Genomic DNA, 26,544 nt, shown 5'->3' on the forward strand with positions numbered 1-26,544 from the left:
CACTACGACGACAGCGCGTCCACGGCCTCGGACCACAGCTCGCCCAGGCGGGTCACCTCCTCGGCGCTGATCGCGCCGGAGGCGTAGCGCCAGTTGGCGACCAGCTGCGGCCCCTGGGCCGTCGCCCGCACCACGCACACCAAGTCGATCGTGTAGCGCAGCGGGAGGTCGGGTTCGGGGTCGGTGGGCAGGGCCTCGTTGACGTCCAGGTCGGTGATCGGCGCCCAGTGGGCGCCCTCGGCCCCGACCGGGAGGCCGAGATCGAATCGGCCGAGGTAGTTGAACTCCAGCTGCGGTCCGGCGGCGGCCGCGAGGACCTCGTCTCGCCGTGTCCGTCCGTACCGCAGCAGTCCGTAGTCCAGGCCGCTGTTCGGCACGGCGGCCACCTGATCGGCGACGGTGCGCAGCAGGCCGGCCCGGGCCGCAGGATCCGAGCGCAGCCGGTCGAGACCGGACGCGTCGCCCGCACCGAGCCGGACGGGGAAGACGGTGGTGAACCAGCCCAGGGTGCGGCCGGTGTCCACGTCGGCGTCCAGGGGCTCGTCGCCGTCGGCGCCGACCACCCGGTCTTCGCGGCCGTGTCCTTCGAGCGCCACGAGCGCGCCCGCGCCGGCATCCTGCCCGCGCTCGGCACGCCACGCGGCGACGGTGGCCGTCACCGCACTGAGCAGGAACTCCCGCACCCCGAGCTCGCGCCCGGTGGCGGCCAGCAGCCGCGCGGTCACCGCGACCGGCGTCAGGACGGGGTGCGAACGCAGGTCGCTCCAGGTGTCGGTGCCGAGCGCGGTGCGCCGCGCGCCCAGGACCGGGTCGTCACCGGTCACCTGCTCGCGCCAGAAGTCCCGCTGCGCCGCCACCGCCTCGCTGCCGGCCCGTTCGGCCATCAGGACGGACCAGCTCCGGTAGTCGGTGTACTCGGCCATCAGCTCGATCTTCTGCCCGGTGCTGGCGGCGATGCCTGCCTCGAACAGGTCGGTGAACAGCACCTGCCAGCTGACCGCGTCGACCGCCAGGTGATGGATCGCGAGGAGCAGGACGTGTTCGTCGCCTGCCGTCAGCCGCACGGCCGACAGCATGGTGCCCGCCGCGGGATCGATGTGGTCGTTGGCCTGCCGCGCCGCGGAGGTGATCGCCTCCTTCGCCACCCGCCCGGTGCCGTCGTCGGCGCCCACCGTGTCGATCACTCCGGCCGCCATCAGCTCGGCGACGTCGACCGATCCGGGCTCCCGGGTCACCAGGGTCTCGCCGGTCAGGACCGCCCGCAGCATGTCGTGGGTGTCGACCACGGCCTGCAGCACGTCACGCAGCCCGCCCGGCGTCAGCGACGGCGGGATCGCCAACAGCACCGTCTGGGTGAAGCGGCGGTAGTCGCCGCCTTCGTACATCCACTGCACCACCGGCAGCGGCGGCACGGTGCCGTACTCGCGGGCGGCGGCCCGTCGCTCGGCGCGTTCGCCGGACTCGATCGCCGCGGCCAGATCGCGGACGGTGGGGTGCACCAGGACGTCGCGGGCGGCGACGCTCATGCCGCCGTCACGCAAGCCGGTCACCAGTGCCATCGCGACGATGCTGTCCATGCCCAGATCGAAGAAGTCGTCGTCGGGGCCCGGTCGTGATCCCAGGACCCGGGTCACCGCCTCCGCGACGGTCTCCTGCAGCGGTGTCAGCGGCGTATCACCGGGCCCGGCCGGGGCGAAGGCCGCTTCGGCCGACGCGGTGAGCGCGTGGACGTCGAGCTTGCCGTTGACGTTGGTGGGCAGCACCGGCAGCACCACGATGCGGGCCGGAATCAGGTGCGCGGGCAGGGTCTGCGCCAGGCGGCGGCGGACCGCCGCCGCCTCGAGTCCCGACCCGGAGACGAAACCGACCAGCGCCGGACCCGTGGGCCGCCGGGTGACCAGTACCGCCGCGGCACGCACCCCGGGCAGCCCCCGCAGACCGGTCTCCACCTCGCCGAGCTCGATGCGGTACCCGCGGATCTTCACCTGGTCGTCGCTGCGACCCAGGAATTCGATCTCCCCGGACGGCCGGTACCGCACCAGATCGCCGGTGCGGTACATCCGCGCACCCGGCAGGTGGGGGTCGGCGACGAACCGCTCGGCGGTGAGTCCGGGCCGGCCGGCGTAGCCGCGCGCCACCTGAGCGCCGGCCAGATACAGCTCCCCGGCCGCCCCGTCGGGGACCGGACGCAACGCCGAGTCCAGGACCCGCGCCGCCATCCGGTCGGTGGGTCCGCCGATGGTGGGTGACGGCGTGTCGGCGATCCGCGCGACCAGCGCCTCCACCGTGGTCTCGGTGGGGCCGTAGCAGTTGTAGACGGTCGTCTCGCCGAGCGCGCCGAGCTCGCGCCAGAGTTCGGGTCCGATCGCCTCCCCACCGAGGGCCAGGGCGGTGAGCCCGGCGGGGCCTGCGGCGGGGTCGGCGACGACGGGTGCGTCGCTGCCGGCGGCGCCGGCCACCAGCCCGGCCGCGGCCAGTTGGCCGAACATCGACGGCGTGGTGTCGATCAGGTCGATGCGCCGCTGCCGCAGTGTCTGCACCAGCCGGCCCGCGTCGCGCATCTCGCGCTCGCCGAACAAGTGCACCTCGTGGCCGTCGAGCAGCGCGGCCAGTGGCTGCCAGGAGGCGTCGAAGGAGAGGGTCCAGGCGTGCGCCACGCGGAGCGGGCGGCCGAGCCGGGCCTGCGCCGGCGCCAGCACCCGGTCCCGGTGATCGCGGGCGTAGCTCGCCAGCGCACCCTGCGTTCCCACCACGCCTTTGGGTTCACCGGTGGAACCGGAGGTGAAGATCACGTACGCCGCCGATTCGGCCGTCGGCACCCAGCCGGCGGGGGCGGCTCGTCGATCGAGCGGAGTGGAGATCGGGTCTCGGCCCGGGCCGGGTTCGACGATCGGGCGCCCGTCGGGGCCGGCGGTCAGCACCAGCGCCGCTCCGGAGCGTTGCCGCAGGAACTCGGCGCGTTCGGCCGGCAGCGCCGGATCCACCGGCACGTAGGCGGCACCGGCCGCCATCACCCCCAGGATCGCCGCGATCGACTCCGCCGACCGCGGCAGGCCCAGCGCGACGACCGTCTCCGGACCGGCTCCGGCGGCGGTCAGCTCGCCGGCCACCCGCCGGGCTTCCTCGTGCAGTTCCCGGTAGGTCCAGCGCTGCTCGTCGGTCACCAGAGCGACCGCCTCGGGGGTCGCGGCGACCTGCCGGTGGAAGCGGCCGATCGCGGTCCGCTCCCCGGCGGGCAGCGCGGCGCCGCGGGGCCCGGCGCCGGCGCGGGCCCGCTCGTGCTCGAGGAGGGCGTCGACCGCTGCCGGTGGACTGTCGGCGAGGCCGGGCAGCGCCCGCAGCACGGCGAGCAGACGCGCCACCACCTGCACCGGATCGATGCCGCCGAGCGCGTCGGCCACGGATTCGGTCATCACCACCAGCTCGCCGTCGAGCAGGTAGGCGGCCACCGTCAGCGGGTAGTGCGCCAGCGACTCCATCGCCAGCGGCAGGAACCGGGCGCCGTCGGCGGCGCTCACCGGGGCGGTGGCGGTGCCCAGGGGCGCGTTCTCGAAGACGAAGAGCGTGTCGAACAGGTTGCCGGTGCCCGTCGCGCGGGCGATGTCGGCCAGGCCGACGTGGCCCAGATCGCGCAACCGCGCCGAGGTGCGCTGCAGGTCCCGGCAGGCGTCGGCGACGGTGCCCGGGCCGTCGATGCGGATCCGCGTCGGCACGGTGTTGATGAACAGGCCGACCATCTGCTCGGCGCCCGGGAGCGACTGCGGGCGGCCGGAGATGGTGGTCCCGAAGATCACGTCGGACCGGTCGGCGAGGCGGCCGAGCACCAGTCCCCAGGCGTACGCGGTGACCGTCGCCGGGGTGAGGCCCAGGGAGGCGGCCCAGCCGGTCAGTCGCGCGGTGGCCTGCGCGTCGAGCGTCTCCCGGTGCCGCACCGGTTCGGCGGCCGGGGTGCCCGGGGCCCCGAGCAGCAGCGGCTCGACGCCGGCCAGTTCCTGCGCCCACGTCTGCAGGGCGGCGTCGCGGTCCTGCCGGGCCAGCCAGGCGATGTAGTCGCGGTAGGGCCGGGCCGGCGGCAGTGTCCGCGCGGAGCCGTCGGCGTCGTAGACGGCCAGGAGTTCGCGGAAGAAGATCGCGACCGCCCAGCCGTCCATGAGAATGTGGTGCGCGGTGAGCAGCAGACGGCGGCGCCCGTCCCCGAGTTCGGCGAGCACCACGCGCAACGCGGGACCGCGGCGCAGGTCGAAGCGTCCGGCCCGTTCGGCGACGGCGAGCGCGTCGAAGCCCGCCGGATCCACCTCGACGGTGCGCCACGGTACCTCGACGCTCGTCGGCACGATCTGCACGGGCTGCGGCACATCGGAGTCCCACAGGCTGACCCGCAGGTTCGGGTGCCGCTCCAGCATCACCTCGACGCTGCGGCGCAGCACCTCCGGCCGCAACGGCCCGGTGATCTCCACGACGAACTGCATGCTGTAGACGTCGAGGCCGTCCCCGGCCATCTCCGACAGCGAGAACATCCCCGCTTGCAGCGGGGAGAGCGCCAGGACGTCTTCGATCTCCGCGGTCATCGCCGGGCCTCCCAGGACGCGCCGAGCGCGCTCAGCGCCTCGGCGCTCAGTCCCGATGCGCTCATCGGCGCGCTCGGCGCCGGCTCGTTTGCCGGGGCGTCGGACTCGGCCGCGGCCTCGGTCGCCGCGTCGACGGCCTCCGCCAGCTCGGCGATCGTGTAGCAGTCGAAGACCTGCTGCGGGTCGAGCGCGATGCCGGCGGCGGCCGCGCGGGCACACCACTGGATGGAGATCACGCTGTCTCCGCCCACCGCGAAGAAGTTGTCGTCGACGCCGAGGCCGTCGGCGTCGACCAGTTCGGCGAGGATCGTCACCAGGGCGCGTTCGGTCGGGGTGCGCGGTTCACCGCCCAGGGCCGGCATCGCGGCGGCCGCCGCCGGCTGATGATCGCGGTGGTGGTTGTCGATCACCAGCGACTGCGGCGCCAGTGCGCGCAGCGTCTCGGCCAGGCCGTCGGCGGCACCCGGGCCGTCGACGATCCACGACTCCACCGACGGGCACTGGGTGAGCCCGCTGTGCGGGAGCGCCGCCAGCGTCGCCGGCCGGGCCTGGACGCGGCGCGGCGCACGCTCGGCGATCAGCGCGGCGAGCCGGGCCGGGTCGTCGCCGTGATCGGCGGGGTCCACCGTCGCGGGCAGTCCGGGCAGTTCCAGCTCGCTCAGGTGCGTCTCGGGCGCATCTGCGAGGACGGCGAAGATCGCGGCCAGCCGTTCGGCGACGGCCTGCACGGTGTCGTCGTCGTACAGGTCGGCGGCGCCGACCAGCCGCAGGTCCAGTCCGCCGTCGGCGGTCACCGAGGCGATCAGATTCAGGTCCAGGAACGACGTGTCCATCACCATCGGCAGCATGGCCAGAGTGACGCCGCCGTCGGCGGTCAGTGCCCGGGCACCGTCGTTCGCGCCGCGGTCCCGGAAGTGGATCATGCTCTGGAACAACGGATTCCGCGCCCGGGTCCGGCGCGGGTTGAGCGCCTCGACGAGCCGTTCGATCGGGGTGTCCTGGTGTGCGAAGGCCTCCAGCACCGCGTCGCGCGCGGTGTGCAGCACCGCCGTCAGCGTCGGATCGCCGGACAGGTCGGTGCGCAGCGCCACCATGTTGGCGAGCAGTCCCACCAGGTTCTGCGTGTCGGGGTCGTCCCGGCCCGCGGCGGGGGTGCCGACCACCAGATCGGTGCCGCCGCCGAGGGTGGCGAGGGTGACGGCGAAGCAGGCCTGCACGGCCATGAACTCACTGACGCCGGCGGCCTCGAGCACTCCGCGTACGCGGGTGCGCACCGGCGGCGCGATCGCGGTGTCGGCGATCACCGCCCGCCGGGAGAGTCCTCCGGGCCGCGGGCGGTCGATCGCCACCGCGATCTCGTCGGGGATGCCGGCCAGCCGCTCGCGCCAGTAGCCGAGCTCGGCCGCCCCGTATCGCCCGGACACGGCGGCCGGGTCGGCGTTCACGCCGAACAGCTGGTGCTGCCAGGTCGCATAGGCACCGTAGGAGGGCCCCTCGTACGGCGCGAGCCCGGGACCGCCGTCCACTTCGGCCCGGTAGGCGGCGACCAGATCGCCGACGATCAGCTCGATGCTGGCGTGGTCGACGACGAGGTGGTGGAAGACCAGCGACAGGCGCGTCTCATCGCCGGCGCGCAGCAGCTGCGCCTGCACCAGCGGCGGCCGTTCCAGGTCGAAGACGGTGTCCGCCGCAGCCGACAGCGCCCCGTCGAGGTCGTCCACCTCGAGCACCGTCAGGTCCAGGTCGGCACGGTCGGCGACCGTCTGCACCGGCAGTCCGGCGTGCTCGGTGAACGAGGTGCGCAGCGCGGGATGGCGACCGATCACGCCGTTGATCGCGGCGGCGAGCGCTCGTTGATCGACCGGACCGGTCAGGGTGAAGGCGAGCGGGATGTTGCCCGCGGCGGTCGGCCCTTCGAAGCGGTGCGCGAACCACATGGCCAGCTGTGAGAAGGCCAGCGGCGCCGGCGACTGCGCCACCACCTCCCCGAGTGGCGGCCGCGGTGCCGGCAGCGCGACCGGGTCGGCGGCGGCCACCGCCACCCCGCCGAAGTCGGCGTCCGCCCAGTCGCCCCAGTCGTCGGCGCCGACGGCCGGTCCGTCGAGCTCGATGCCGTGCGTGCTGCGGGCGAGCTCCACCAGCGCGGCCGCCAGGGCGGAGACCGTCGGATGGTCGAACGGCAGCCGCACGTCCACCGGCAGACCGAACTCGGCGGTCAGGGCGGTCACCAGGCGGGCGGCCAGCAGCGAATGCCCGCCGAGGGAGAAGAAGGAGTCGTCGGCGCCGATCCGGTCGGTGCCGAACAGGGTGCCGAAGACGGCCGCCACGCGCTGCTCCGTCGGGGTGCCCGGGGCGCGGAAGACGGGCTCGTTCGCGGCCGGAACCGGCAGCGCGGATTCGTCGAGTTTGCCGTGCGCGGTCAGCGGCACCTCGTCGATCAGGACGACGGCGTCGGGCACCAGCGGCCCGGGCAGCGCCGAGCGGGCATGGGCGAGCACCGCCGCCTCGTCGAGCTGCGGGTCGTCGGCGATCACGTAGGCCAGCAGGCGATCCCCGGTCTGGGCGCGGTCGAGGCGCGCCAGGGCCCGGGCGATACCCGGCTGCGCGGCCAGCACGGCCTCCACTTCGCCGAGTTCGATCCGGTGACCACGGATCTTCACCTGCCCGTCGGCGCGGCCGACGAACTCCAGGTCGCCGCCCGAGGTGCGGCGCGCGAGATCGCCGGTGCGGTACATGCGGGCACCGGGGACGAACGGATCGGCGACGAAGCGCTCGGCGGTCAGGGCCGGACGGCCGAGGTAGCCGCGCGCGAGTTGCGTTCCGCCGAGATGGATTTCGCCGACCACCCCGTCGGGCACCGGCTGCAGCGCCGCGTCGAGCAGGTATGCCCGCACGCCGGCGTTCGGCCGGCCGATGGGCACCACGCGCCCGCCCTGCGGACCGTCGATCGGGTAGTGGGTGGCGGCGACGACGGCCTCGGTGGGGCCGTAATTGTTGCTCAGCGCCGCGGTGAAAGCGGTGGTGAAGGCGTCGGCGACGTCACCGGCCAGCGCCTCGCCGCCCACCGGGACCGTGGCCAGCGTGGTCCACTGCTTCACCTCCGGGATCAGCAGCAACGTGGACAGCAGGCTGGGCACCATGTGCATCACGGTGACCTGTTCGCGGACCAGGATCGAGGCGATGTATGCGATGTCGGTGAGCGCTTTGGGCCGCGGCAGCACCAGGGTGGCACCCGCGGTGAGGGTGGCGAAGATCTCGAACATCGAGGCGTCGAAGCTGACCGACGAGGTCTGGATCAGCCGGTCGTCCGGGCCGACGATGCCGGTGACGCCGACGGCCCGCAGGTGTTCGGCGATCGCCCGGTGCTCCACCCCCACTCCCTTCGGGGTGCCGGTGGAGCCCGACGTGTAGATCACGTAGGCCAGCGAAGCCGGCGCTACCGGCCCCCCGCGTTCGGCGTCGGTGAGCGGGGAGGTGTCGCCGGCGGCGGGCTGGGCGGCGTGCTGGTCGAGCACCAGTTTCGGTGCGGCGTCGGCGAGCACGAAGGCGATGCGCTCGGCGGGGTAGTCGGGGTCGACGGGCAGGTACGCGGCCCCTGCTTTGAGCACCGCCAGGGTGGCGGTGATGAAGTCGGCACCGGCCGGCAGCACCAGGGCGACCACGTCACCGGGCCGCACTCCCTGCGCGAGCAGGTGCCGGGCCTGGGCGTTGGCCCGCCCGTCCAGGTCGCGGTAGGTGATCACCTCGTCGTCGGTGACGACGGCGGGGTGATCGGGGCGCTCGGCGGCAGCGGTGGCGAACAGGTCCACCAGGGTCTGCGAGCCCGTCGGCACCGCGGCGCCGACGGCGGCCGCGAGCGCGGTCTCGCGCGCGGCCCCGCTCAGCAGCGGGAGCGTTCGCAGCGGCGCTGCGGGTGCGGCGAGGGCCGCGGCCAGGAAGGCCACGTACGCCTCCACCAGCCCCTGGGCGACGTCGGTGGGCAGGCGGGCGGGGTCGTACTCCAGTTCCACCCGGCCGGCCGGACCGTCGACGAGCGCGAACTCCAGCGGCAGCTGACTGTGCACCGCCGTCAGCTCGGGAAGGTCGGTGGCGCTCACGCCGTCCAGGCGGAGGCCGTCGAGGCCGCCGCGCACCGACAGGCTCGCCGAGACCAGCGTGGACAGGCCGTTGCCGCCGGTCCGATCGTGGTCGAGGCCGGCGACCACCTGGTCGATCGGGGCGGACGCGGCCGCCAGCCCGGCGGCCAGCCGCTGCGCGGTGGCGGCGGCCAGATCGCCGAAGACCGTCTGCCCGGTCATGGTGCCGCGCAGCAACAGCGTGTTGCCGAAGTAGCCGATCAGATCCTGCGCGCCGGCCGGGCGGTCGGTGGTCGGCACCGCGAGCAGCAGGTCGTCGGCGCCGAACGCCCGATGCAGGAAGGCCATGGTGGCCGCGGCGGTCACCGCGAAGGGGGTGGTCTGCAGGCTGCGGGCCAGTTCGGCGGTCGCGGTGCGGATACCGGCCGGCACCGGGGCGCTGACCAGAGGGTCGGCGGCGCGGCCGTCGGCGCGGCGCCCGGCGGCCGGCAGGTCGAGGGGCGCAGGCGGCGGTGTCAGCTCGTCGCGCCAGTAGGCGAGGTCGGCGGCCACCCGGCCGGGATCGCTTTCGGGCAGGTCGGCGACGGCTACCGCCGGCGGCGTCAGCGACTGCCCGGCGTAGGCGGCGGCCAGGTCGTCGAACAGCACGCGCCAGGACTCGTCGTCCCAGGCGATGTGGTGCACGGTGAACAGCAGCACGTGGTCGTCGGCGCGGCGGATCAGGGCCACCCGCAGCGGCGGCTGCGTCCGCAGGTCGAACGGCGTCGACTGCTCACGCCGGGCGAGGACCCGCAGCCGACGGCCGGCGGCCTCGCCGGACAGGTCGACCAGATCGTGCTCGGTCCAGGTGAAGTCGGCGGCGGCGCGATGCCGGATCACCGGCGTCCCGGAGGCGTCGACGTCGTAGGCGGCGCGCAGCGGCTCGTGCTTGCCGACCACCGACTCGAAAGCGGCGCGGAGCCGCTCCGGGTCCAGATCGCCGGACAGCGCGAAGGCCACGCCGACGTTCAGGGAGGTGTCGTCGCGGTCGCGATGCCCGATGAACCAGAGCCGCTGCAGCGCGGCCGGCATGGGAGTCTCGTCGCCGTCCTCGCGCGCCGCGACGGGGACTCCGATGCGCTCCGGGCGGGCCGACTCGTCGAGTCCGCCCGCCCGGAGGCCACGACCTTCCAGACGCTGCCGGAGCAGTTCCTTCTTGCGTGTGGAAAGATCATTCGCCATTGGCGCAGTTTAGCAAAGGCTTACCTTATTGGGTTGTCCAGGCCCGGCTGATCAGCGCAGGTTACACGGGGCCTGGATGTAGGCGGCGAGTTCGCAGACGGACCGGTTGGTCAGCTTCCAGCGACCGTCCTTCCACACCCAGTACATCGTCGAGTACGCCGGCTCGTAACCGGGACCGGTGAGCTTGAAACGCGCCGTCGCCGTGGTGCCGTTCTGCTTGACCGGCCCGGTCACTTCGTACCGGACACCGGCCGCCTGGAACTGGTCCGCCATCTTGAACAGACTGTTGATCGGCCCCACTGCCGCGGTACCGCCCTCGAGGGCCTTGCCCTTCTCGGCAGTCGACGCACCGCTGCGCAGCAGCTTGAGGTCGGACTGGAACTGCCCCAGCGTGGGCGCGGTCGGTGTCGAACTCGCCGCCGAAGAGGTCGGTGCGGTGGCCGCCGGCGCCTCCGCGGCCGGGGCGTCCGCTGCCGGGGCGTCTGCGGCCGGAGCCTGCGCGGCAGGCGCCTCGGGCGCGGGAGCGTCCGCCGAAGGCGTCTCGGCCGCCGGTGCCGGTGCGGCCGCGGCCGGCGCCTGGGCCAGCGGCTGATTCGCCGCACCCAGGTTGACCACGGTCGGCGTCTGCTGCGCGGCGTTGTTGCCGCCCCCCACATCGGTCAGCAGCAGGCCCACCAGACCGATCGCCAGGACGATCGCCGAGACCACGGCGGAGATGCCGCTCGCCATCATCACCGTCGGCCAGTTGATTCCGCCCTTCGACGGCGTCTGCTCGGGTGCGGCCTCGGCCTGCTCGGTCCCGTCCCCCTCGGGAGCACCGTATTCGGCGCCGTAGTACTCATCCGTTGTCGACATCTCGCCCAACTCTCGTCGTCGATGGTTCACCGTCGGCACCGAAGTGCGGACGGTGTCGTCCACCCTCGGTCACCGTCGCCGGCGGTACAGCGGACCGCCGCCCCTTCTCACCGCAGGTTGCAGGGGATCTGCGCGTATGCGGCGATCTCGCAGACGGACCGATTGGTCAGTTTCCAGCGGCCGTCTTTCCACACCCAGCGCATCGTCATGTACGCGGGGTCGTACCCCGGCGACGTCAGCTTCAGACGCGCGGTCGCGGTGGTCCCGTTCTGGTTCACGGGCCCGGTCAGCTCGTAGCGGAAGCCCGCCGCACGGAACTGATCGGCGTAGTTGAACAGCCTCACGATGGGAGTCACCGCAGCGGCGCCGCCTTCGAGGACCTGCCCCTTCTGCTGGGTCGAACCGTTGCCGCGCAGGAGCGCCAGATCGGACTGGAACTGGCCCAGCGTCGGCGCGGTCGGCTGGCTGGACGCGGCCTGGGCCGGGGCGGCGGCCGCGGGCGCCTCTGCGGCGGGGGCGGCCGGAGCCGCCGGCGCAGCGGGGGCGGCTGGAGCATCCACCGCAGGTGCGGGGGCGTCGGCGGCCGGGGCCTGTGCTGCGGGCGCAGCCGGGGCCGCGGGCGCCGCGGCGTACGGCTGGCCGGCGGCACCGAGATTCACCACAGTAGGCGTTTGCTGCGCCGCGGTGGTGCGGCCGCCCACGTCGGTCAGCAACAGACCCACCAGCCCGATGGCCAGGACGATCGCCGACACCACGGCCGAGATGCCGGCCGCCGTCATCACGGTCGGCCAGTTGACTCCCTGGCCCGCCGACTCGTCGTCGTGCGCGACCGGCGCCGGCTCGTGCGCGGCCGGCGCGGGATCGCTGTCGTATCCCTGCGCCTGCACGACGTCGGTCTGACTGTCCTCATACATAGAGGTCATTGAACCAACTAAGTAGTAGGTAAGTCTAGCCTTATAAATCTGCTATGGGGCACGTCACTCCACCGGCGATCGCCGGACCCGGCGGAACTTCGGCGCTGTGACCGACCTCCGGGGTCGGTCGAAGCGCCGAAGCAGCCGGGCCTCATGCCATCAGGTCGACGACCTCGTCCAGGCTGGCCCCGCCCAGGATCGCCTCGACCGGCAGATCCCGTCCGAGGGACCCCTGGACCCGTTTGCGGAAGTCGAGCGCCTGCAGGGAATCCAGGCCCAGTGCGACCAGCGGAAGCTGCGGATCCAGTTCGCCCGCGGACATGCCCATCGCCGCCGCGAGTTCGGCGACGAGCGCCGTGACCAGGTCGGTGTCGACGGACTCGACCGGAGGGGGAGGCTCGACCGGCGGGGACAACTCGGCCGAGGGGGTGGACTCGGCAGGCGCCACCGGTGGCACCGCGTCGACCGCAGCGGCGGCCGGCACCGGCGTGCTGGGCTCCGGCGCGTCCACCTCTCCGAACAGGCCCTCGTGGCCGGCCAGCACCAGCAGCTCACGCAGCTGCGGCCAGTCGGCGCTCATCACGACCGGGTCGTAGTCCCGAAGCCGGGCACCGGCGGCCAGCGCCGCGTCCGGAGCCATGGGAATCACGCCGGTCGCGGTGACCCGCTCCACCTCCTCGGCCGTCAGCGGCCCCACCGCGCGCCACAGCCCCCACGCGACGGCGGTCGCCGGAATCCCGCGGCGGCGCAGCGCTGCCGCCTCGGCGTCGAGCAGGGCGTTGCCCGCGGCGTACAGCCCCTGCGCGCGACCGCCCAGAGTGCCCGCCAGCGAGGAGAACAACAGCACCCCGCGCAGAGCGCGGTCGTCACCGGCGTCTCCGGCGGGAGGTACCAGCGCCTCGAGTACCCGGTGCAGCCCGCCCACCTTCGCCTCCAGTGCGCGCTCGACGGTCGACCGCCCGCATCCCTCGAGCGGAGCGGCGACGTAGTCGAGCGCCGCGTGCACCAGCAGCGTGACCGGCTCGGCGAGCACCTCGGGGAGGGTCGCGACGTCGGCGGGTTCGGTCAGATCGATGCGGCGCACGTCCACCGGCACCCGATGGCGCCGGGCGATCCCGGCGAGGCGGCCGCGGACGGCCTCGTCGCCGCCGGACCGGGACACGACGGTGATCCGCCCGGCTCCCCGCGCGGCGAACCAGTCGGCGAACTCGACGCCGAGACGTCCGGTCCCGCCGGTGATCAGGACGTGTGCGAGCGCTTCGGGACCCCAGGAGTCGTCGCCGTCGTCGCCGGACGGCTCCAGCGTCTTGGCGTACAGCCCGTCGGCGCGGACGGCCAGTTCCGGCGCGTCCACGTGCAGCGCCGAGACCAGCGCACGACCGTCCACCGGATCGGCCACGTCCACGCGCCGGAAGCGCGTCCGGCCGTACTCCACTGCGCCGCAACGCAAAGCCGCCGCGAGCGCGGCGCCGACCGGATCGACCCGATCGTCGCTGTGCGTCGCGACGGAGCCGGTGGTCACGCAGATGAACTCGCGCGGCAACTGCGCGCCGTCGCGCCAGGCGTCCTCGGCGAGCAGGTCGGCGACCAGCCCGGTGACGCCGCCCGCGGCCTCCCCGGCCGGCGGCACCAGCAGCACCGCGGTGTCGACGTCGTCGGGCACCGCACCACCGGAATCCAGGACGGCGGCATGCGCACCCTGGTCGGCGGCCGCCGCGCACAGGGCAGCGGCCTGGTCGGCGCTGCGCCCGTGCGGATCGATCACCACCATGCGGCGCGGCGGCAGCAGCGTGCGCTGGGTGAGACGCCTCCACGAGGGCGCGAACACTCGGACGTCGCGGCCGGGCGCCGTGGCACCCCAACCGGGGGCGTTCACCTCGTCGGACAGGCCCGCGTCCCGGTCCGCCCACAGGTGCATCGCCCGCAGCGGCGTGTTCGGGAAGTCCTCGAGGGGCAGCCCGGGCCGCTCCTGCGGATCGTCCACAGCCAGTGCCGCCCAGTCGAAGTCGCGGTCGGTGACCGCCAGCGCCTGCACATTACGGGTGAAGACCGTCAGGTCCTCGCAGTCGCGCCGGCGGGTGCCGAGCACCGTGGTCGGCCGCGGCACGTCCGACAGCGTCTCGGCCATCGCCAGCGCCAGGGTCGGGTTCTCGGCCATCTCGATGAAGACCTCCACCCCGTCGTCGGCGGCAGCGGCGATCGCGAGGTCGAACCGCACGCGATTCCGCAGATTCCAGAACCAGTAGTCGCCGAGCGTCATCGACGAATCGATCGCCTCGCCGAGGGTGGCGCCGTAGCAGCCGATGGCGGTGTCGGCGAAGCACTCGCTCATCGGGTAGCGCGCCAGCGCGGTGAGGAACTCGCCCTGGAATCGGCTCACCACACTGGTGTGCGCCGGGTACTCGACGCGGATCTCCCGTGCGAACTTCCCCTGCTCCTCCAGTTCTTCGATGATGCGCAGGACCGTGTCGCGGGTGCCCGAGATGCAGATCAGGTGAGCAGAGTTGACCACTGAGAGCTCGGCCCAGCCGGAGTTGCGGGCGAGTATCTTCTCGCACTCCTCCTGATCGATGCCGAGGACGGCCATCGTGTAGCCGCGCGGCGACAGTTCATGCACCAGTCGCGCCCGTTCGGTGACGATCACCAGTGACTCGTCGAGCGTCATCGCACCGGCGCGCAACGCCGCGGCGATCTCCCCCTGACTGTGGCCGATCACCGCGCTCGGGCGGGCGCCGGCCGCGTCCCACATGGCCGTCAGACCGACCATGTGCATGAACAGCGCCGGCTGCACCACGCGCACGTCCGTGGCGCCCGGATCGTCGGCGGCGAGCGTGCCGAGGACGTAGTCGCGCGGCGACGACGAGAACAGCCGCAGCGAGGCCCGGTGGCACTCATCGACCGCGGCGCGGTAGGCCGCCGAGGTCCGGTAGTCCAGAGCACCCATACCGGGGCGCTGACTCCCCTGCCCCGGGTACACGTAGGCCACCCGCCGCCGCGCGGCGGTGCCGGCCACCGTATCCGGATGGGGGGCGCCGGCGGCGACCGCGTCCAGCGCGACGAGCAGATCGTCCCGGTCGCCGGCGGCGATCACCGCGCGATGCCGGAGCAGGCGGCGGGTGGTGAGCAACTGGTCGCCGACGTCGGGGACCGACACCTCCGGACGGGCGCGCACGTACTGCGCCGCCTCGGCGGCAGCGGTGGCCAGCAGTTCGGGACTGTCGCCGGTGATCAGTACCGGCACCCGACCGTCGGGGAGCCGGTGCGCGGCCCGCGGCACCGGCGCCGCCTCCACCTGGTCTCCGAGTTCCAGGATCACGTGGGCGTTGGTGCCCGAGACCCCGAAGCTGGACACCGCGGCAAATCGTCGGCCGTCGCGGGCCGGCCAGTTCCGGGTACCGTTCGCGAGGGCGAGACCCGCTGCCTCCCAATCGAAGTCGTCGGCGGGTTCGTCGGCGAAGCGGGTTCCCACCAGTTCTCCGTGCCGGGCCGACTGCAATACTTTGATCAGGCCGAGCATGCCCGCGGCGGCCTGCGCGTGACCGGCGTTCGACTTCACCGAACCGACCAGCGCCGGCGCCGTCCGGCCGTCGGCCGCGCCGTAGGTCTGGCCGAGCGCCTCGAGTTCCAGGGCGTCGCCGAGGGTCGCGGTGCCGTGCCCTTCGATGTAGTCGACCTGTGCCGGGTCGACCCCGGCGGCGGCGAGCGTCCGCTCGATCAGCCGCCGCTGGGCCTGCGCGCTGGGCACCACGATCGGGGCGCCGGCGCCGTTGTGATTCACCCGCGAGCCGCGCACGATCCCGTAGACGCGGTGCCCCCGCGCACGCGCGCGGGAGGCGCGTTCGAGCACCACTGCGCCCGCTCCCTCGCCCCACACCGTGCCCGCCGCCGAGGCCGCGTACGAGTGGCAGCGCCCGTCCGGCGCCAGCGCGTTGTTGCGGGAGAACTCGAAGAAGGCGGCCGGGGAACCCATCACGCACACGGCCCCGGCGATCGCCCAGTCGCACTCGCCGGCGCGAACCGCGTTGGCCGCCAGGTGCAGGGCGTTGATCGACGAGGCACAGGCCGAGTCGACCGTCATCGACGGCCCGACGGTGCCGAGCGCGTGCGAGATCCGCCCGGACACCGCTCCCAGCGCGGTGCCCGCGATGCGATGGCCGCTGAACTCGTTCACCGCCGCGGCCCGCGGTCCGTACTCGGTGATCGACGCCCCGAAGTAGACCCCGACCTCGGTGTCGCGCACCGACGACGGATCGATCCCGGCGTTCTCCAGCGCACGCCACGCGACCCGCATGGCGACGCGCTGCTGCGGGTCCATCGCGGCGGCCTCGCGCGGGCTGAGCCCGAAGAACAGCGGATCGAACTCGGCCGCCCCGGACAGGAAGCCGCCCGCGTCGGGTACCGCGCCCCAGCCGGTGACCGCGTCGATCGCGAGCAACTGGTCCACCGGCCAGCCGCGATCGCGCGGCAGCGGTCCCATCAGATCGGCGCCGTCGGCCAGCGCGCGATGGAACTCCTCGGGCGTCGTGATGCCGCCCGGCGCCTCCACGGACATGCCGGCGATCACGATCGGATCGTCGTGGTGGGCGGGCACGTCCGCGCCGGCGGAGGGCCCGCTCATGATGCGTAGTCCAGCAGGATCTGGGCGACGGTGCCGGGGTGCTCGTCGATGTGGAAGTGACCCCCGTCGACCACGGTGACCTCCACGTCGCCCGAGTGCGCCGACCAGGAGTGCAGCAGGTGCGGAGCGATCACCTGATCGTCGGCGCCGCCGATCACCCGGATCGGCACGTCCACCCGGACGTCGCCTGCGCAGCGGTAGGCGTCGAAGGCGGCGTAGTCGGCCCGCAGCACCGGCAGCGCCATCCGCATCACCGCCTCGTTGGCCAGGACGGTGCCGCCCGTCCCCTGGAGCATGCCCAGGTGCGCCAGCAGCGACTCGTCATCGCTCGGATGGCGCGGCAGATCGGCCACCTGCGACGGCGCGGTCGCCGCCGAGGCCACCAGCCGGGTGACCGGCGCCCCCGCCTCGGTCGCCAGCCGGGTGAACTCGAATCCGACGATGGCGCCCATGCTGTGCCCGAACACCACCGTCGGCCGTTGCCCGGCGCGGGCCGAGTACTCGGCGAAGGCTTCGGCGGCCAGGTCGGCCAGGGCCCCGGCCGCCGGCTCCCGCCCGCGGTCCTGGCGGCCCGGGTACTGCATGATCAGCACCTCGTAGCCGCTCGTCACCCGCGACGACAACTCCCGATACGCCGAGGCCCCGCTGCCCGCGTGCCCGAACACCAGCAGCAGCGGCGCCTCGTCGGCCGGCGGCCGGTGGAAGGCCCGCAGAACGGGAGCGGTGCGGCGGGGTGCGGCAGTGGTCATGAGAGATCCTCCGGTTCGGTGGGTCGGGGCAGCATGTGCAGGGCGATGCGGCGGTCCGGCCGGATGTCGTACTCGCCGAGATCGGTCCAGCCGTGTTTGGTGAGGGCCCGCCGGATGGGGCCGTTGTCGGCGGCCGGCTCGAGCGTGATGCGCGCGCAGTCGGGGTCCGCGGCGAACATCCCGTCGGCCAGGTCGCGGAGGAATCCGGAGATCACTCCCCGGCCGAGGAGTTCCGGATCGGCCGTCGCCACATGGAATCCGAGGTCGTGCGGGTGCGCGTCGTAAAGTTGCGCGATTTCGTCGCGAGCCACCCGGTACAGCTCCAGATAGCCCACCGGCCGGCCGCGGTAGGCGAAGATCACCGGCCGCACGTAGTCCCCGGCGAGCTTGTAAGCGGTGTCGGTGCGCCAGCGGTCCACCGGCCACACCTGCTCCCAGGTCTGCGCCAGGTGCGGCCGAGCGAACCATTCCGCAAGCAGGGCGGGGTCCGCCGAGTCCGGATCCACCAGCCGCAGCCCGAAGTCGCCCGGCACCGCCGGGAGCGGCGGCGGACCGGCCGCCGCGACGGCCGGATCGACGTCGGTGATCTCCCGGCCGATGCGGTAGCCGCTGAGGTCGGCGGCGCTCATCGGGCACCGGTTCCGGCGGCCGAGCGGTCGTGCACCCCGCGCTGCTGCGCCCCGCGCAGCACCCGGTTGGACAATTCCCCGAGGCAGCTCAGATTCGGGAATCCGGGCCCCTGGGCGAATCCTGCGAGGTTGGGCAGGTACAGCGGCGGATCCAGCCCCTCGACGGCCAGATCGTGACCGATCGCGTTCTCGGCGGCGACGGTGGTGGGCCGCGTCCGCAACGCCAGTTCGAGCAGATCCGCGGCGCCGGGAGAGAAGAGCTCCAGGAACCACAGCGGACGTCCGCCGGTGGCGTCGACGACCAGGTCGAAAGTGTGCTCGGAGACCGGGCGGCCCGGATTCTCCAGGGTGAGCCGGATACTGTCCCCGACACTCCGGGCACCGGTCACGCGGCCCTGCATGTGGTGGATCCTGTTGTCCTCCAACAGGTTCTCCTGGACTCGTACGGAGAAGACGCCCCGATCGGTGCGGCGGATCACGTCCCGGCGCTCGGCGGCGCTGAGCGCCGGCCAGCCCGTCGGGTCACTGAACATCGCGTTCTCGAAGTAGCTCTCGCCGCGCGTGTAGATGGTGGCGCCGGGTGAGATCGCCGAGATGGTCATGACGTCGTGGCGGGCGAGTTCGTCGAGCGCGGATCCGGCCGTCTCCCCGCCGCCGATCACCGCGGCGCGCGAGGATGCCGGAATCTCCCGCGCGGCCGACAGCTCCCAGAACCGGGCCACCGAGAGCATGCGCGGATGCTCGAGCATGGTCTCGGCGCTGGAACCGGGGCCGGTGATCATCAGGCCGTCGCCGGTCACCTCGTGCTGCGCCCCGTCCGGGGCGGTGAGTGTCAGCCGCCAGCAGTCGTCGTCGGCGTCGATCTCGGTGACCCGGCCGATCAGCACGTCGGTCTGCGCCCGGCGCGCCACCCATTCCAGGTACCGCGCCCAGACGTGGTGGTGCGGGTGCGGACGTCCCCGGTCGATCCATTCGGTGTACGTGTGATGCTCCACCAGGAACGACATCCAGCTGTAGTCGAGCATGCGGCGGTTCACCGCGGTGGCGTGCGCGCGGTCGGGGCCGTTGCGGTACGGAAAGCCGACGTCCTTCTCCGGGCTGGTGCCCAGCCGGTGCCGGCCGTCGGTCCAGCCGCCGACCGGGAGCCAGTGCGCGCCGACCGCGTGCTCGTCGATCAGCACCACCCGCGGGGCCGGCAGCCCGAGGTCGGTCAGCGCGCGCGCCTTGGCGGCGACCGCCACCCCCTTCGGGCCCGCACCCAGCACCAGCAGGGTGCCGCAGCAGGTGTCTGAACCGGGGGTGTCTGCACCGGGGGTGCCTGAGGTCATGCGCCCAGCCCCTCTTCCTCGTCGTCGATGGCGTCGTCGTCCAGGGCGGCGATCTCCAGATAGACGGCCGCCACCTCCTCCAGACGCCCCTGGCGCTGGTCCGCCGCGTCCAGCAGCTCGGCCAGCTCGGCCACCGTCCGGGCGGCGAACATGTCCGCGATCCCGGCCTGCGGGGCGTCCAGCAGTTCCCGGATCCGCGCGACCACCGTGGTCGCGAGCACCGAATCCAGCCCGGAGGCGAAGAAGTCGTCGGTCACCCCGAACGCGCCGGGGTCGGTGCCCAGGACACCGGTCACCAGGTCGGTCAGTGCGCGCTCCAGCTCGGTCCTGGGCGCCACCGTCCCACCGTCCGGGCCGGAATGCTCGGACAGCAGGCGGTCGATCGCACGGCGGTCGAGTTTGCCGTTGCCGGTCAGCGGCAGTTGCTCCACCACGAGGACGCGTGCGGGAATCATGTAGGCGGGCAGGTGATCGGCCAGTGCGGCGGTGATCGATTCGCCGGTGCCACCCGCCCCGCTGCCGGGCTCGCGGTCGACCACCGCGGCCAGCAGGCGGGTGTCGCCCTCGCTGACCACGGCCGCGACCGCGTTCCGGACGCCGTCGAGGCCGCGCAGTGCGCCCTCCACGTCACCGAGTTCCACCCGGAAGCCGCGGATCTTGACCTGATGGTCGGCGCGGCCGAGGAACTCGATGGTCCCGTCCGGCCAGTACCGCGCGAGGTCGCCGGTGCGGTACCAGCGCCGGCCCTGGTGGGTGACGAAGCGTTCGGCGGTGCGTTCCGGGTCGCCGCGGTAGCCGTGGGCCACCCCGTCGCCGCCGACCCACAATTCGCCGGTCACCCAGTCCGGGCAGTCGTGGCCGGACGCGTTGACCACCCGCGCGACCACATTGTTCAGGGGCGTGCCGAAGGGCACGGCCACCCAGTCCTCGGGTGGGGTGGCGACCTCGCAGACGGTGCAGTGCACGGCCAGTTCGGTGGCGCCGCCGAGGCCGGCGAACCGCGCCTGAGGCGCCAGCGCGCCCAGCCGCACCGGCAGGTCCACCCCCACCCAGTCGCCGCCCAGGAGAACGGCCTTCAGCCGGTCGCCGAGGCCGCGGGGATCGGTGGCGGCGGCGCTCTCGGCCGCGGTCAGCAGCATGTCCATGGCGCTGGGCACACAGGTCAGCACCGTCGCCCGGTGGTCGAGGAGGAGCCGGCGCCAGCATGCCGGGTCCCGGGCTTCGTCGGCGCCGACGGCCACCACCGCGCCGCCGGCGCTGTAGAGCCCGAAGACGTCGTAGACGGAGATGTCGAACTCCAGGGCGGCGACGGTCAGGGAGCGGTCGTCCGGACCCACGCCGAAGCGGTTGTTGATGTCGTCGATGGTGTTCATCGCCGCGCGGTGCGGCACCTCGACGCCCTTCGGCGTCCCGGTGGAACCGGACGTGAACAACACGTAGGCGACGTCTTCGGCGTCACCGAGGATCGGCGCGGCGGCGGGGGCGTGGGCGAGTGCCGCATCGAGAGTCAGGACCGTGCCCGGCGCCCCCTCGCGATCGGCCAGCACCACCGAGATCCGCCCGTCGCGCACGATCACGCGGCGGCGGGCCTCCGGAAGGTCCGCGGCGAGCGGAATCCAGGTGGCGCCCGCGGCGAACACGCCGAGAGTGGCGATCACCTGGCGGTGGCCCTTCGGCAACTGGACCGCCACCGAGTCGCCCGGCCGGACACCGGCGCCGGCCAGCGCGGCGGCGACGCGCAGGGCGCGGTCGGCGAGCCGGCCGTAGGTCAATTCCCCGTCACTCCAGATCAGCGCAGGCCGGTCGGGCTCATCGGCCGCCCGCTCGAAGAACTCCTGGTGCAGCAGCCGTCCGGAACTCGGCGCCGCGGTGGCGTTGACGGCAGTGCGCACCGCGCGCTGTTCGGCGGGCAGTTGAGGCAGCGCTTCGGCCTGCCAGCCGGCGGGGCCGGAGGCGAGCCGATCGACCGACGCCCGGTACTGACCGAACATGGCCTCCACCACACCGGGCGGGAACTGATCGGCGCGGACGTCCCAGTTGGTCAGCAGTCCGCCGTCGACCTCGGTGACCTGGGCGTCGAGCAGCACCTGAGGTCCCTGCGAGACGATCCACGCCGGTGCGCCGAGGCGGTCGGAGACCTCCGGGGCGAACAGTTCCCCCAGACCGAGGGCGCTGGTGAAGACCACCGGGGCGAGCACCTGCTCACCACGATGACGCCCCAGGTCGCGCAGCACGTCGAGCGCACCGTAGGCGCCGTGCGCGCCGGCCACATGCATGGTGCGCTGCACCTCACGGGTGAAGTCGAGGATGGATCCGGGATCGGTCACATCGACGTCGAGCAGGATCGACGAGCTGAAATCACCGGACACCCGGTCGATCTCCGGATGCACCGGGCGGCGCTGGAACAGCGGCACGTTGAGCAGGAAGCGGGGCTCGGCCGACCACGCCCCCACGGTCGCGGCGAAAGCGGCCGCGAGGGCGGCGGCCGGGGTGACTCCGTGCTCGCGCGCCGCGGCCAGCAGCCGCTCTTTGGCCTCCGGATCCAGCCAGTGGTTCAGCCGCTCGACGCGCGCGCCGGTGCTCACGGCCGGCGGTTTCGGCAGTACCGGTCCCCCGGGCAGCCGGTCGAGCCGCTGCGTCCACCAGTCGCGATCGGCCTCGGCGGCGTCGTCGGGGTGCCGGGTGCAGTGCGTCCGGTACTGGGCGTAGGTGACTGCGGGCGGCGCGAGATCGGCACCGTCGTAGGCGGCCACCAGCTCGCCCAGCAGGGTGCGGTAGCTCATCGCGTCGGCGGCCAGCATGTCGATGTCGAAGTGGACGCGATGGCCGCCGTCGGGCAGCAGAGTCAGGGTCAGATCGAAGACGCGGCCGGCGGCGACGTCGAGCAGCTGATGGCTCTTGTCCCCGCGCAGCCGGGCCAGCCGGGCCTGGATCTCCTCGGCCGGCGCGTCCCGCAGATCGACCACGGTGAGCGGCGGGTGGCCGAGCTCGGGCTGCACCACCTGTGTGCCGTCGGGCAGGAAACGTGCCCGCAGCATGGGATGGGCGGCCACCAGTGCGGCCGCCGCCGCGCGGAGCCGCTCGGCCTCGAGGCCGCCGCCGTCGAACTCCACGTACAGGTGCGCGGAGACCCCGCCGAGTTCGGCCGTCCGCGTCCGGCCCGCCCAGTAGGCGTGCTGCATGGGAGCCAGCGCGAACGGTTCGGCCGGATCGGTCTCCGGCAGATCGACCGGGGGCGGACCGGCGGCGGCCGGGCCGCCCGCGCCCTCCTGGTCGACGAGCGTGTCACCGCCCAGGAGCCGCGCCCAGGCCTCCAGGCTCGGTTCGGCCGACAGTCGCGCGAAGTCGATGTCGTGCCCGCGTTTGCGCCAGCCCCCGGCCAGCCGCATCATGCGGATCGAGTCCAGGCCCAGACCGATGAGGTCGGCGCCGTCGCCGACTTCGTCGGGTTCGACGCCGAGTTGCGCCGCGATGTCGGCACGCAATTCCTCGCGCAGCGGGGCGAGCAGGTCGCTGACAGTCATGCGAGTTCCTTCCTCACGAGGTAGCGGCGGCGCGGCGGAAGCCGCGGACCACCAGGGGGCCGAAGGCGGCGATCAGCACCACGGTCCAGGCGACGGTCCCCAGCAGCGGGGCGGTGATCGCGCCGCCCTCGGTGAGGGCCTTGATCGCGTCGACGGCGGGCGTCATCGGCTGATAGCGCACCACCGGCTGCAGCACGTCCGGGTATTCGGCGACGGGGGCGAAGCCGCTGTTGAAGAACAGCAGCAGCAGGGACAGGCCGCCGACCAGCTGGATGGTCTGCGCACCGTTGGTCCGCAGGGCCATCGCGGTGATCGGCGCGGCCAGCCCGGCGGTGAAGATCATCGGCACCGCGAGGGCGCCCAGTGCGGCGAGGAACCCCTGGTCGAAGCGGAAGCCCATGGTCATCGCCACCAGATAGAGCACCACGGTGCTCACTCCCACCCGGATCATCTCGGCGCACAAACGCCCGGAGAGGAATGCCGCGCGCGGCACCGGCAGCGTCCACTGCCGGGCCAGCACACCGGTCTCCCGCTCGGCCGCGAGTGCGATCGCAGTCGACAACCCGCCGAAGAGACCGCCGGTGAGCGCCACCAGACCGGTGTTGGCGTAGACGCTCTCGCCGCCGCCCATCGACGTCACCGTCTTGCCGAGCACCAGCTGGAACATGGCCAACAGGAACGCCGGGAAGACCAGGGACTGCACCACGATGCCCGGGTCGCGCACCCAACTGCGCAGCAGGCCACCGGCGATGCCGGCCACGGCGCGGGGCCACGGCACCCCGCGGCGCTGCACGGCGCGCTCGGTGCCGGCCGTCGGCTGCTCGGTGCGGGTCGTCGTCATCAGTCGACCTGCCGTCGTCCGGCGAGCACCACGGCGAGCACGCCTGCGGCCAGCAGTCCCAGCAGCCAGGCCAGCGGTGCGGTCCACTCGGCGGCCGTCCACTGCGCCGTCGAACCGTCGGAGAGCGCCCGCATGGTGTCGGCCAGGATCGACATCGGCTGATTCCGGACGAACGGCTGCACCCATTCCGGGAAGGCCGCCGCCGGCACCAGCCCGGTGGAGGCCATGGTCAGGATCAGCTGCGGAATCATCAGCACGTGAGCCACGCCGACGGCGTCACGCGCACCGGTCCCGGCCGCATCGGTGAGCATCGACAGGGCGATGGCGAAGACCAGCGGCACCACCACGAACGCGATCGCGGCGCCCACACCGCCGTGAAAGCCGAACCCGAGCGCCCAGCCCAGCAGCAGGCCCGCGGCCAGGCCGAAGGACATGCGCACGCCGGCCCAGCCGATCCGGCTCAGCAGCGGGGCGGTGCGGGGCATCGGCAGGCTCGCGAACCGTTCGGCGACGCCGGCCCGCGCATCGGCGCCGGCCACCTCGGTGGCCGCGATCGCCGTGAACAGTGCCGCCTGCAACAGGATGATGGGTGTCAGGAACTGGGCGTAGTCGCCGCCGCCGAGCTCGAAGCGACGGTGCAGCGGAATGTAGAAGCAGGCGAAGAACACCAGCGGACTGGCGGTCGCGATCAGCAGGTCGCCGCTGCGCAGCGCCGCGCGCGCCTTCTCGGTGAACATCACCCGCACCGCGCGGGTCAGCGGCACCCGCGCGCGGCCCGGCGCGGCGGCGAGCACCGGCACACCCGGCGGCGAGAGCAGAGTTCCGGTGCTCATCCGGCGTCCGTCAGTTGCAGGAAGACGTCGTCCAGCGACGGGCGGCGCAGACCGATGTCGGCGACGTCGACCTCCGCGGCGCGCAGCACGCCGATCACGTCGGCGACGGTCCCCATGCCGTCCGGGGCGCGTACGGCGAGGGCTCCGGTATCGGTGCGGTCCAGCAGCGTGAAACCGGTCAGCAATGCGGCCACGGCGTCCGGATCCGAACGCGGACCGACGGTCAGCTCGCAGGTGGGCGCACCGGCGGCGCTCTTGAGCTGTTCCGGCGTGCCGGCGGCCACCACGCGGCCCGACCCGAGCATCACGATCGAGTCGGCCAGCCGGTCGGCTTCTTCCAGGTACTGCGTCGTCAACAGCACGGTGATGCCCTGCTCCCGCAGGGTGGCGACGGTCTCCCAGACCGCGGTGCGGCTGCGTGGGTCCAGCCCGGTGGTCGGCTCGTCGAGGAACAGCACCGACGGACGGGTGACCAGAGCGGCGGCGATGTCGACCCGCCGCCGCATGCCCCCGGAGAGCTGCCCGACTCTGCGTGAGGCCACCTCGCCCAGGTCGAACAGGTCCACCAGTTCCCCGGTCCGCCGGGCGACGGCGGCGCCGCGCAACCCGGTGAGCCTGCCGAAGAAGGACAGGTTCTCCGCGGCGGTGAGCCCCTCCATGAGGGCCGCGTACTGCCCGGTGAGCGAGATCAGCTCGCGTACGCGGTCCGGCTCGGCGGTCACCTCGTGCCCGTCGATCCGGGCGGTGCCCGCACTCGGCCGCTGCAGGGTCGCCAGGATGGAGACCGTGGTGGTCTTACCGCTGGCGTTGGGCCCGAGCAGACCGAGGATCGTCCCCCGCGGCACCTCGAAATCGATGCCGTCCAGGGCGGTGACGCTGCCGTAGGTCTTGCCGAGGCCGGCGACCTCGATGGCCGGCGCGCTCACTGGGCGTCACCGGTCCGGGCCGGGACGACGAAGGGCGCGACACTGCCGAGCTTCTCGCAGGTCTCGGTGAACTCGCGCTCGGGCGTCGACTGCCCGACCACGCCGGCGCCGGCGCGCAGCCACGACCGGCCGTCCGCGGTGAAGATGCTTCGCAGGGCGAGGGTGGCCTCGAGGGCGCCGTCGGCGGAGGCCACCAGCACCGCCCCCGAGTAGAGCTCGCGGCGATCGGGCTCGAGTCGATAGATCGCCTCGACGGCGGGGGCCTTCGGAATGCCCGAGGCGGTGATCGACGGGAACAACACGGCCAGTGCGCGCCACGGCCCGGCCGTCGGCGCCAGTTCGCCGCGCACCGTCGAGGCCAGGTGCTGCACGCTGCCGCGGTCGCGGACCTGCATGAACTCACTGACCGCGGTGGTCCCGGGCAGGGACACGGAGGCGATCTCGTCGAAGCAGGCCCGCACGGACATCGCGTGCTCGGCGATCTCCTTCTCGTCGGCGAGCAGCTCTGCACGCGCCGCGGCGTCCGCGCCGGCCGAGACGCCGAGGGCGCGGGTGCCTGCCAGCGGCTCGGTCACCACCTCGCCGTCCGCCGAAGCGGCCACCACCAGTTCCGGGCTGAAGCCGGCCGCGGCGAGGTCACCGAGCCGCAGCAAGTACGACCGCGCCGGGTTGTTTCCCGCCCGGCCGCGGGCGTAGGTCTGCGGCATGTCGATGTCGAAGGGCACCTCGACGCGCCGCGACATGATCACCTTCTGGTAGTCGCCGCGCCGGATCTCGGCGATGGCGGTGCCCACCCGCCCCCGGTAGTCGTCGCGGTCGTCGTCCACGGCGATCGGCAGCGCCGCCTGCGGGGCCTGCGCCCGTGCGGCCAGTTCGGTGAGCCGGCCGGTGAGGTCCGGGTCGCCGCCCTCCACCTCCAGATGCACACCGTCCGGGCCGGTCGTGAGGTGCGCCTGCACGTGCGGAACGATGAAGTGCGCCAGCACCACGTCGGCGGGCACGTGGTCGGCGAGGCCGTGGTAGGGCGCGCAGAAGTCGAAACCCACCCATCCGTAGAGGCGCCAGTCGGGCAGCTCCAGGTCGGCCACCGCGGCCGCGAGCGCGGCGGCCGGGTCGTCGGTCCAGCCGTAGGTGCGCGTCCGGGCGCCGGTCTCCGGCTGCTCGAGGGTCACTTCCCCCTTGGTCAGCACCACGCGCGCCCGGGGGCGCGCCGCGAACGTCCAGCGGCCGTCCCGCTCGTAGACCACGTGGTCGCCGAACTCGCCCGAGGAGGCCCAGGCCGCACAGATCTGGGCGATCCGGGTCACTTGGTCGCGCCCGGTCGCCGCCACCGTGTCGGTCATCTGCAGGGGCACTGAGACCATGACCTGCTCTCCCTCGTACTCGTCGACTCCGTCCCACCCTCAGCCATTAGGGAAGGCTAATCTACTGATCAGATCGGATAGTAAAGACGATAGCTAAG

13 protein-coding genes are annotated in these 26,544 nt (G+C 73.3%); all 13 read right to left on the minus strand.

The features are described from left to right. Nucleotides 1-2: 2 nt before the first annotated feature. Complete coding sequence (locus ABD732_RS16355; protein ID WP_425553074.1) at nt 3-4,583, minus strand: amino acid adenylation domain-containing protein; 4,581 nt, start codon at nt 4,581-4,583, stop codon at nt 3-5. Then, complete coding sequence (locus ABD732_RS16360) at nt 4,565-9,865, minus strand: amino acid adenylation domain-containing protein (RefSeq protein WP_344785553.1); 5,301 nt, start codon at nt 9,863-9,865, stop codon at nt 4,565-4,567. Before ABD732_RS16360 ends, ABD732_RS16355 begins: the two co-directional genes overlap by 19 nt. A 51-nt stretch (nt 9,866-9,916) precedes the next feature. Further along, entirely contained in the window at nt 9,917-10,720 is an 804-nt protein-coding gene (locus ABD732_RS16365; protein WP_344785554.1) for an MTB12 C-terminal domain-containing protein, read from the minus strand. A gap of 107 nt (nt 10,721-10,827) precedes the next feature. Beyond that, the gene (locus tag ABD732_RS16370) at nt 10,828-11,634 is read right to left on the minus strand and encodes an MTB12 C-terminal domain-containing protein (RefSeq protein ID WP_344785555.1); all 807 of its coding nucleotides are present in this window, start codon (nt 11,632-11,634) and stop codon (nt 10,828-10,830) included. A gap of 151 nt (nt 11,635-11,785) precedes the next feature. Then, nucleotides 11,786-16,252 (minus strand): beta-ketoacyl synthase N-terminal-like domain-containing protein, encoded by a 4,467-nt coding sequence (locus ABD732_RS16375; RefSeq protein ID WP_344785556.1) that lies wholly within the window; start codon nt 16,250-16,252, stop codon nt 11,786-11,788. Next, on the minus strand, nt 16,249-17,001 hold the full coding sequence (locus tag ABD732_RS16380) for a thioesterase II family protein (protein WP_344785557.1): 753 nt from the start codon (nt 16,999-17,001) through the stop codon (nt 16,249-16,251). The genes ABD732_RS16375 and ABD732_RS16380 overlap by 4 nt, the downstream gene beginning before the upstream one ends. Continuing rightward, nucleotides 16,998-17,630 (minus strand): GNAT family N-acetyltransferase, encoded by a 633-nt coding sequence (locus tag ABD732_RS16385; protein WP_344785558.1) that lies wholly within the window; start codon nt 17,628-17,630, stop codon nt 16,998-17,000. The genes ABD732_RS16380 and ABD732_RS16385 overlap by 4 nt, the downstream gene beginning before the upstream one ends. Then, nucleotides 17,627-18,958, minus strand: a complete 1,332-nt coding sequence (locus tag ABD732_RS16390; protein ID WP_344785559.1) for a SidA/IucD/PvdA family monooxygenase — start codon at nt 18,956-18,958, stop codon at nt 17,627-17,629. Before ABD732_RS16390 ends, ABD732_RS16385 begins: the two co-directional genes overlap by 4 nt. Further along, nucleotides 18,955-22,467: a non-ribosomal peptide synthetase gene (locus tag ABD732_RS16395; RefSeq protein WP_344785596.1), complete on the minus strand. Its 3,513-nt coding sequence runs from the start codon at nt 22,465-22,467 to the stop codon at nt 18,955-18,957. The genes ABD732_RS16390 and ABD732_RS16395 overlap by 4 nt, the downstream gene beginning before the upstream one ends. 28 nt (nt 22,468-22,495) lie before the next feature. Further along, on the minus strand, nt 22,496-23,323 hold the full coding sequence (locus ABD732_RS16400; RefSeq protein ID WP_344785560.1) for an ABC transporter permease: 828 nt from the start codon (nt 23,321-23,323) through the stop codon (nt 22,496-22,498). Continuing rightward, nucleotides 23,323-24,156, minus strand: a complete 834-nt coding sequence (locus ABD732_RS16405) for an ABC transporter permease (RefSeq protein WP_344785561.1) — start codon at nt 24,154-24,156, stop codon at nt 23,323-23,325. The genes ABD732_RS16400 and ABD732_RS16405 overlap by 1 nt, the downstream gene beginning before the upstream one ends. After that, nucleotides 24,153-25,082 (minus strand): ATP-binding cassette domain-containing protein, encoded by a 930-nt coding sequence (locus tag ABD732_RS16410; protein ID WP_344785562.1) that lies wholly within the window; start codon nt 25,080-25,082, stop codon nt 24,153-24,155. Before ABD732_RS16410 ends, ABD732_RS16405 begins: the two co-directional genes overlap by 4 nt. Continuing rightward, on the minus strand, nt 25,079-26,425 hold the full coding sequence (locus ABD732_RS16415) for a salicylate synthase (RefSeq protein WP_344785597.1): 1,347 nt from the start codon (nt 26,423-26,425) through the stop codon (nt 25,079-25,081). The genes ABD732_RS16410 and ABD732_RS16415 overlap by 4 nt, the downstream gene beginning before the upstream one ends. Between the last annotated feature and the right edge of the window lie 119 nt (nt 26,426-26,544).

The organism is Gordonia caeni (genome assembly GCF_039537105.1).
GTDB lineage: Bacteria > Actinomycetota > Actinomycetes > Mycobacteriales > Mycobacteriaceae > Gordonia > Gordonia caeni.

What these genes read in the sequence shown, in the direction of transcription:
- ABD732_RS16415 (WP_344785597.1), bottom strand. Translation starts at nt 26,425, where the DNA reads ATGACCGACACGGTGGCGGCGACCGGGCGCGACCAAGTGACCCGGATC.
- ABD732_RS16370 (WP_344785555.1), bottom strand. Translation starts at nt 11,634, where the DNA reads ATGTATGAGGACAGTCAGACCGACGTCGTGCAGGCGCAGGGATACGAC.
- ABD732_RS16400 (WP_344785560.1), bottom strand. Translation starts at nt 23,323, where the DNA reads ATGACGACGACCCGCACCGAGCAGCCGACGGCCGGCACCGAGCGCGCC.
- ABD732_RS16385 (WP_344785558.1), bottom strand. Translation starts at nt 17,630, where the DNA reads ATGAGCGCCGCCGACCTCAGCGGCTACCGCATCGGCCGGGAGATCACC.
- ABD732_RS16360 (WP_344785553.1), bottom strand. Translation starts at nt 9,865, where the DNA reads ATGGCGAATGATCTTTCCACACGCAAGAAGGAACTGCTCCGGCAGCGT.
- ABD732_RS16405 (WP_344785561.1), bottom strand. Translation starts at nt 24,156, where the DNA reads ATGAGCACCGGAACTCTGCTCTCGCCGCCGGGTGTGCCGGTGCTCGCC.
- ABD732_RS16390 (WP_344785559.1), bottom strand. Translation starts at nt 18,958, where the DNA reads ATGACCTCAGGCACCCCCGGTGCAGACACCCCCGGTTCAGACACCTGC.
- ABD732_RS16365 (WP_344785554.1), bottom strand. Translation starts at nt 10,720, where the DNA reads ATGTCGACAACGGATGAGTACTACGGCGCCGAATACGGTGCTCCCGAG.
- ABD732_RS16375 (WP_344785556.1), bottom strand. Translation starts at nt 16,252, where the DNA reads ATGAGCGGGCCCTCCGCCGGCGCGGACGTGCCCGCCCACCACGACGAT.
- ABD732_RS16380 (WP_344785557.1), bottom strand. Translation starts at nt 17,001, where the DNA reads ATGACCACTGCCGCACCCCGCCGCACCGCTCCCGTTCTGCGGGCCTTC.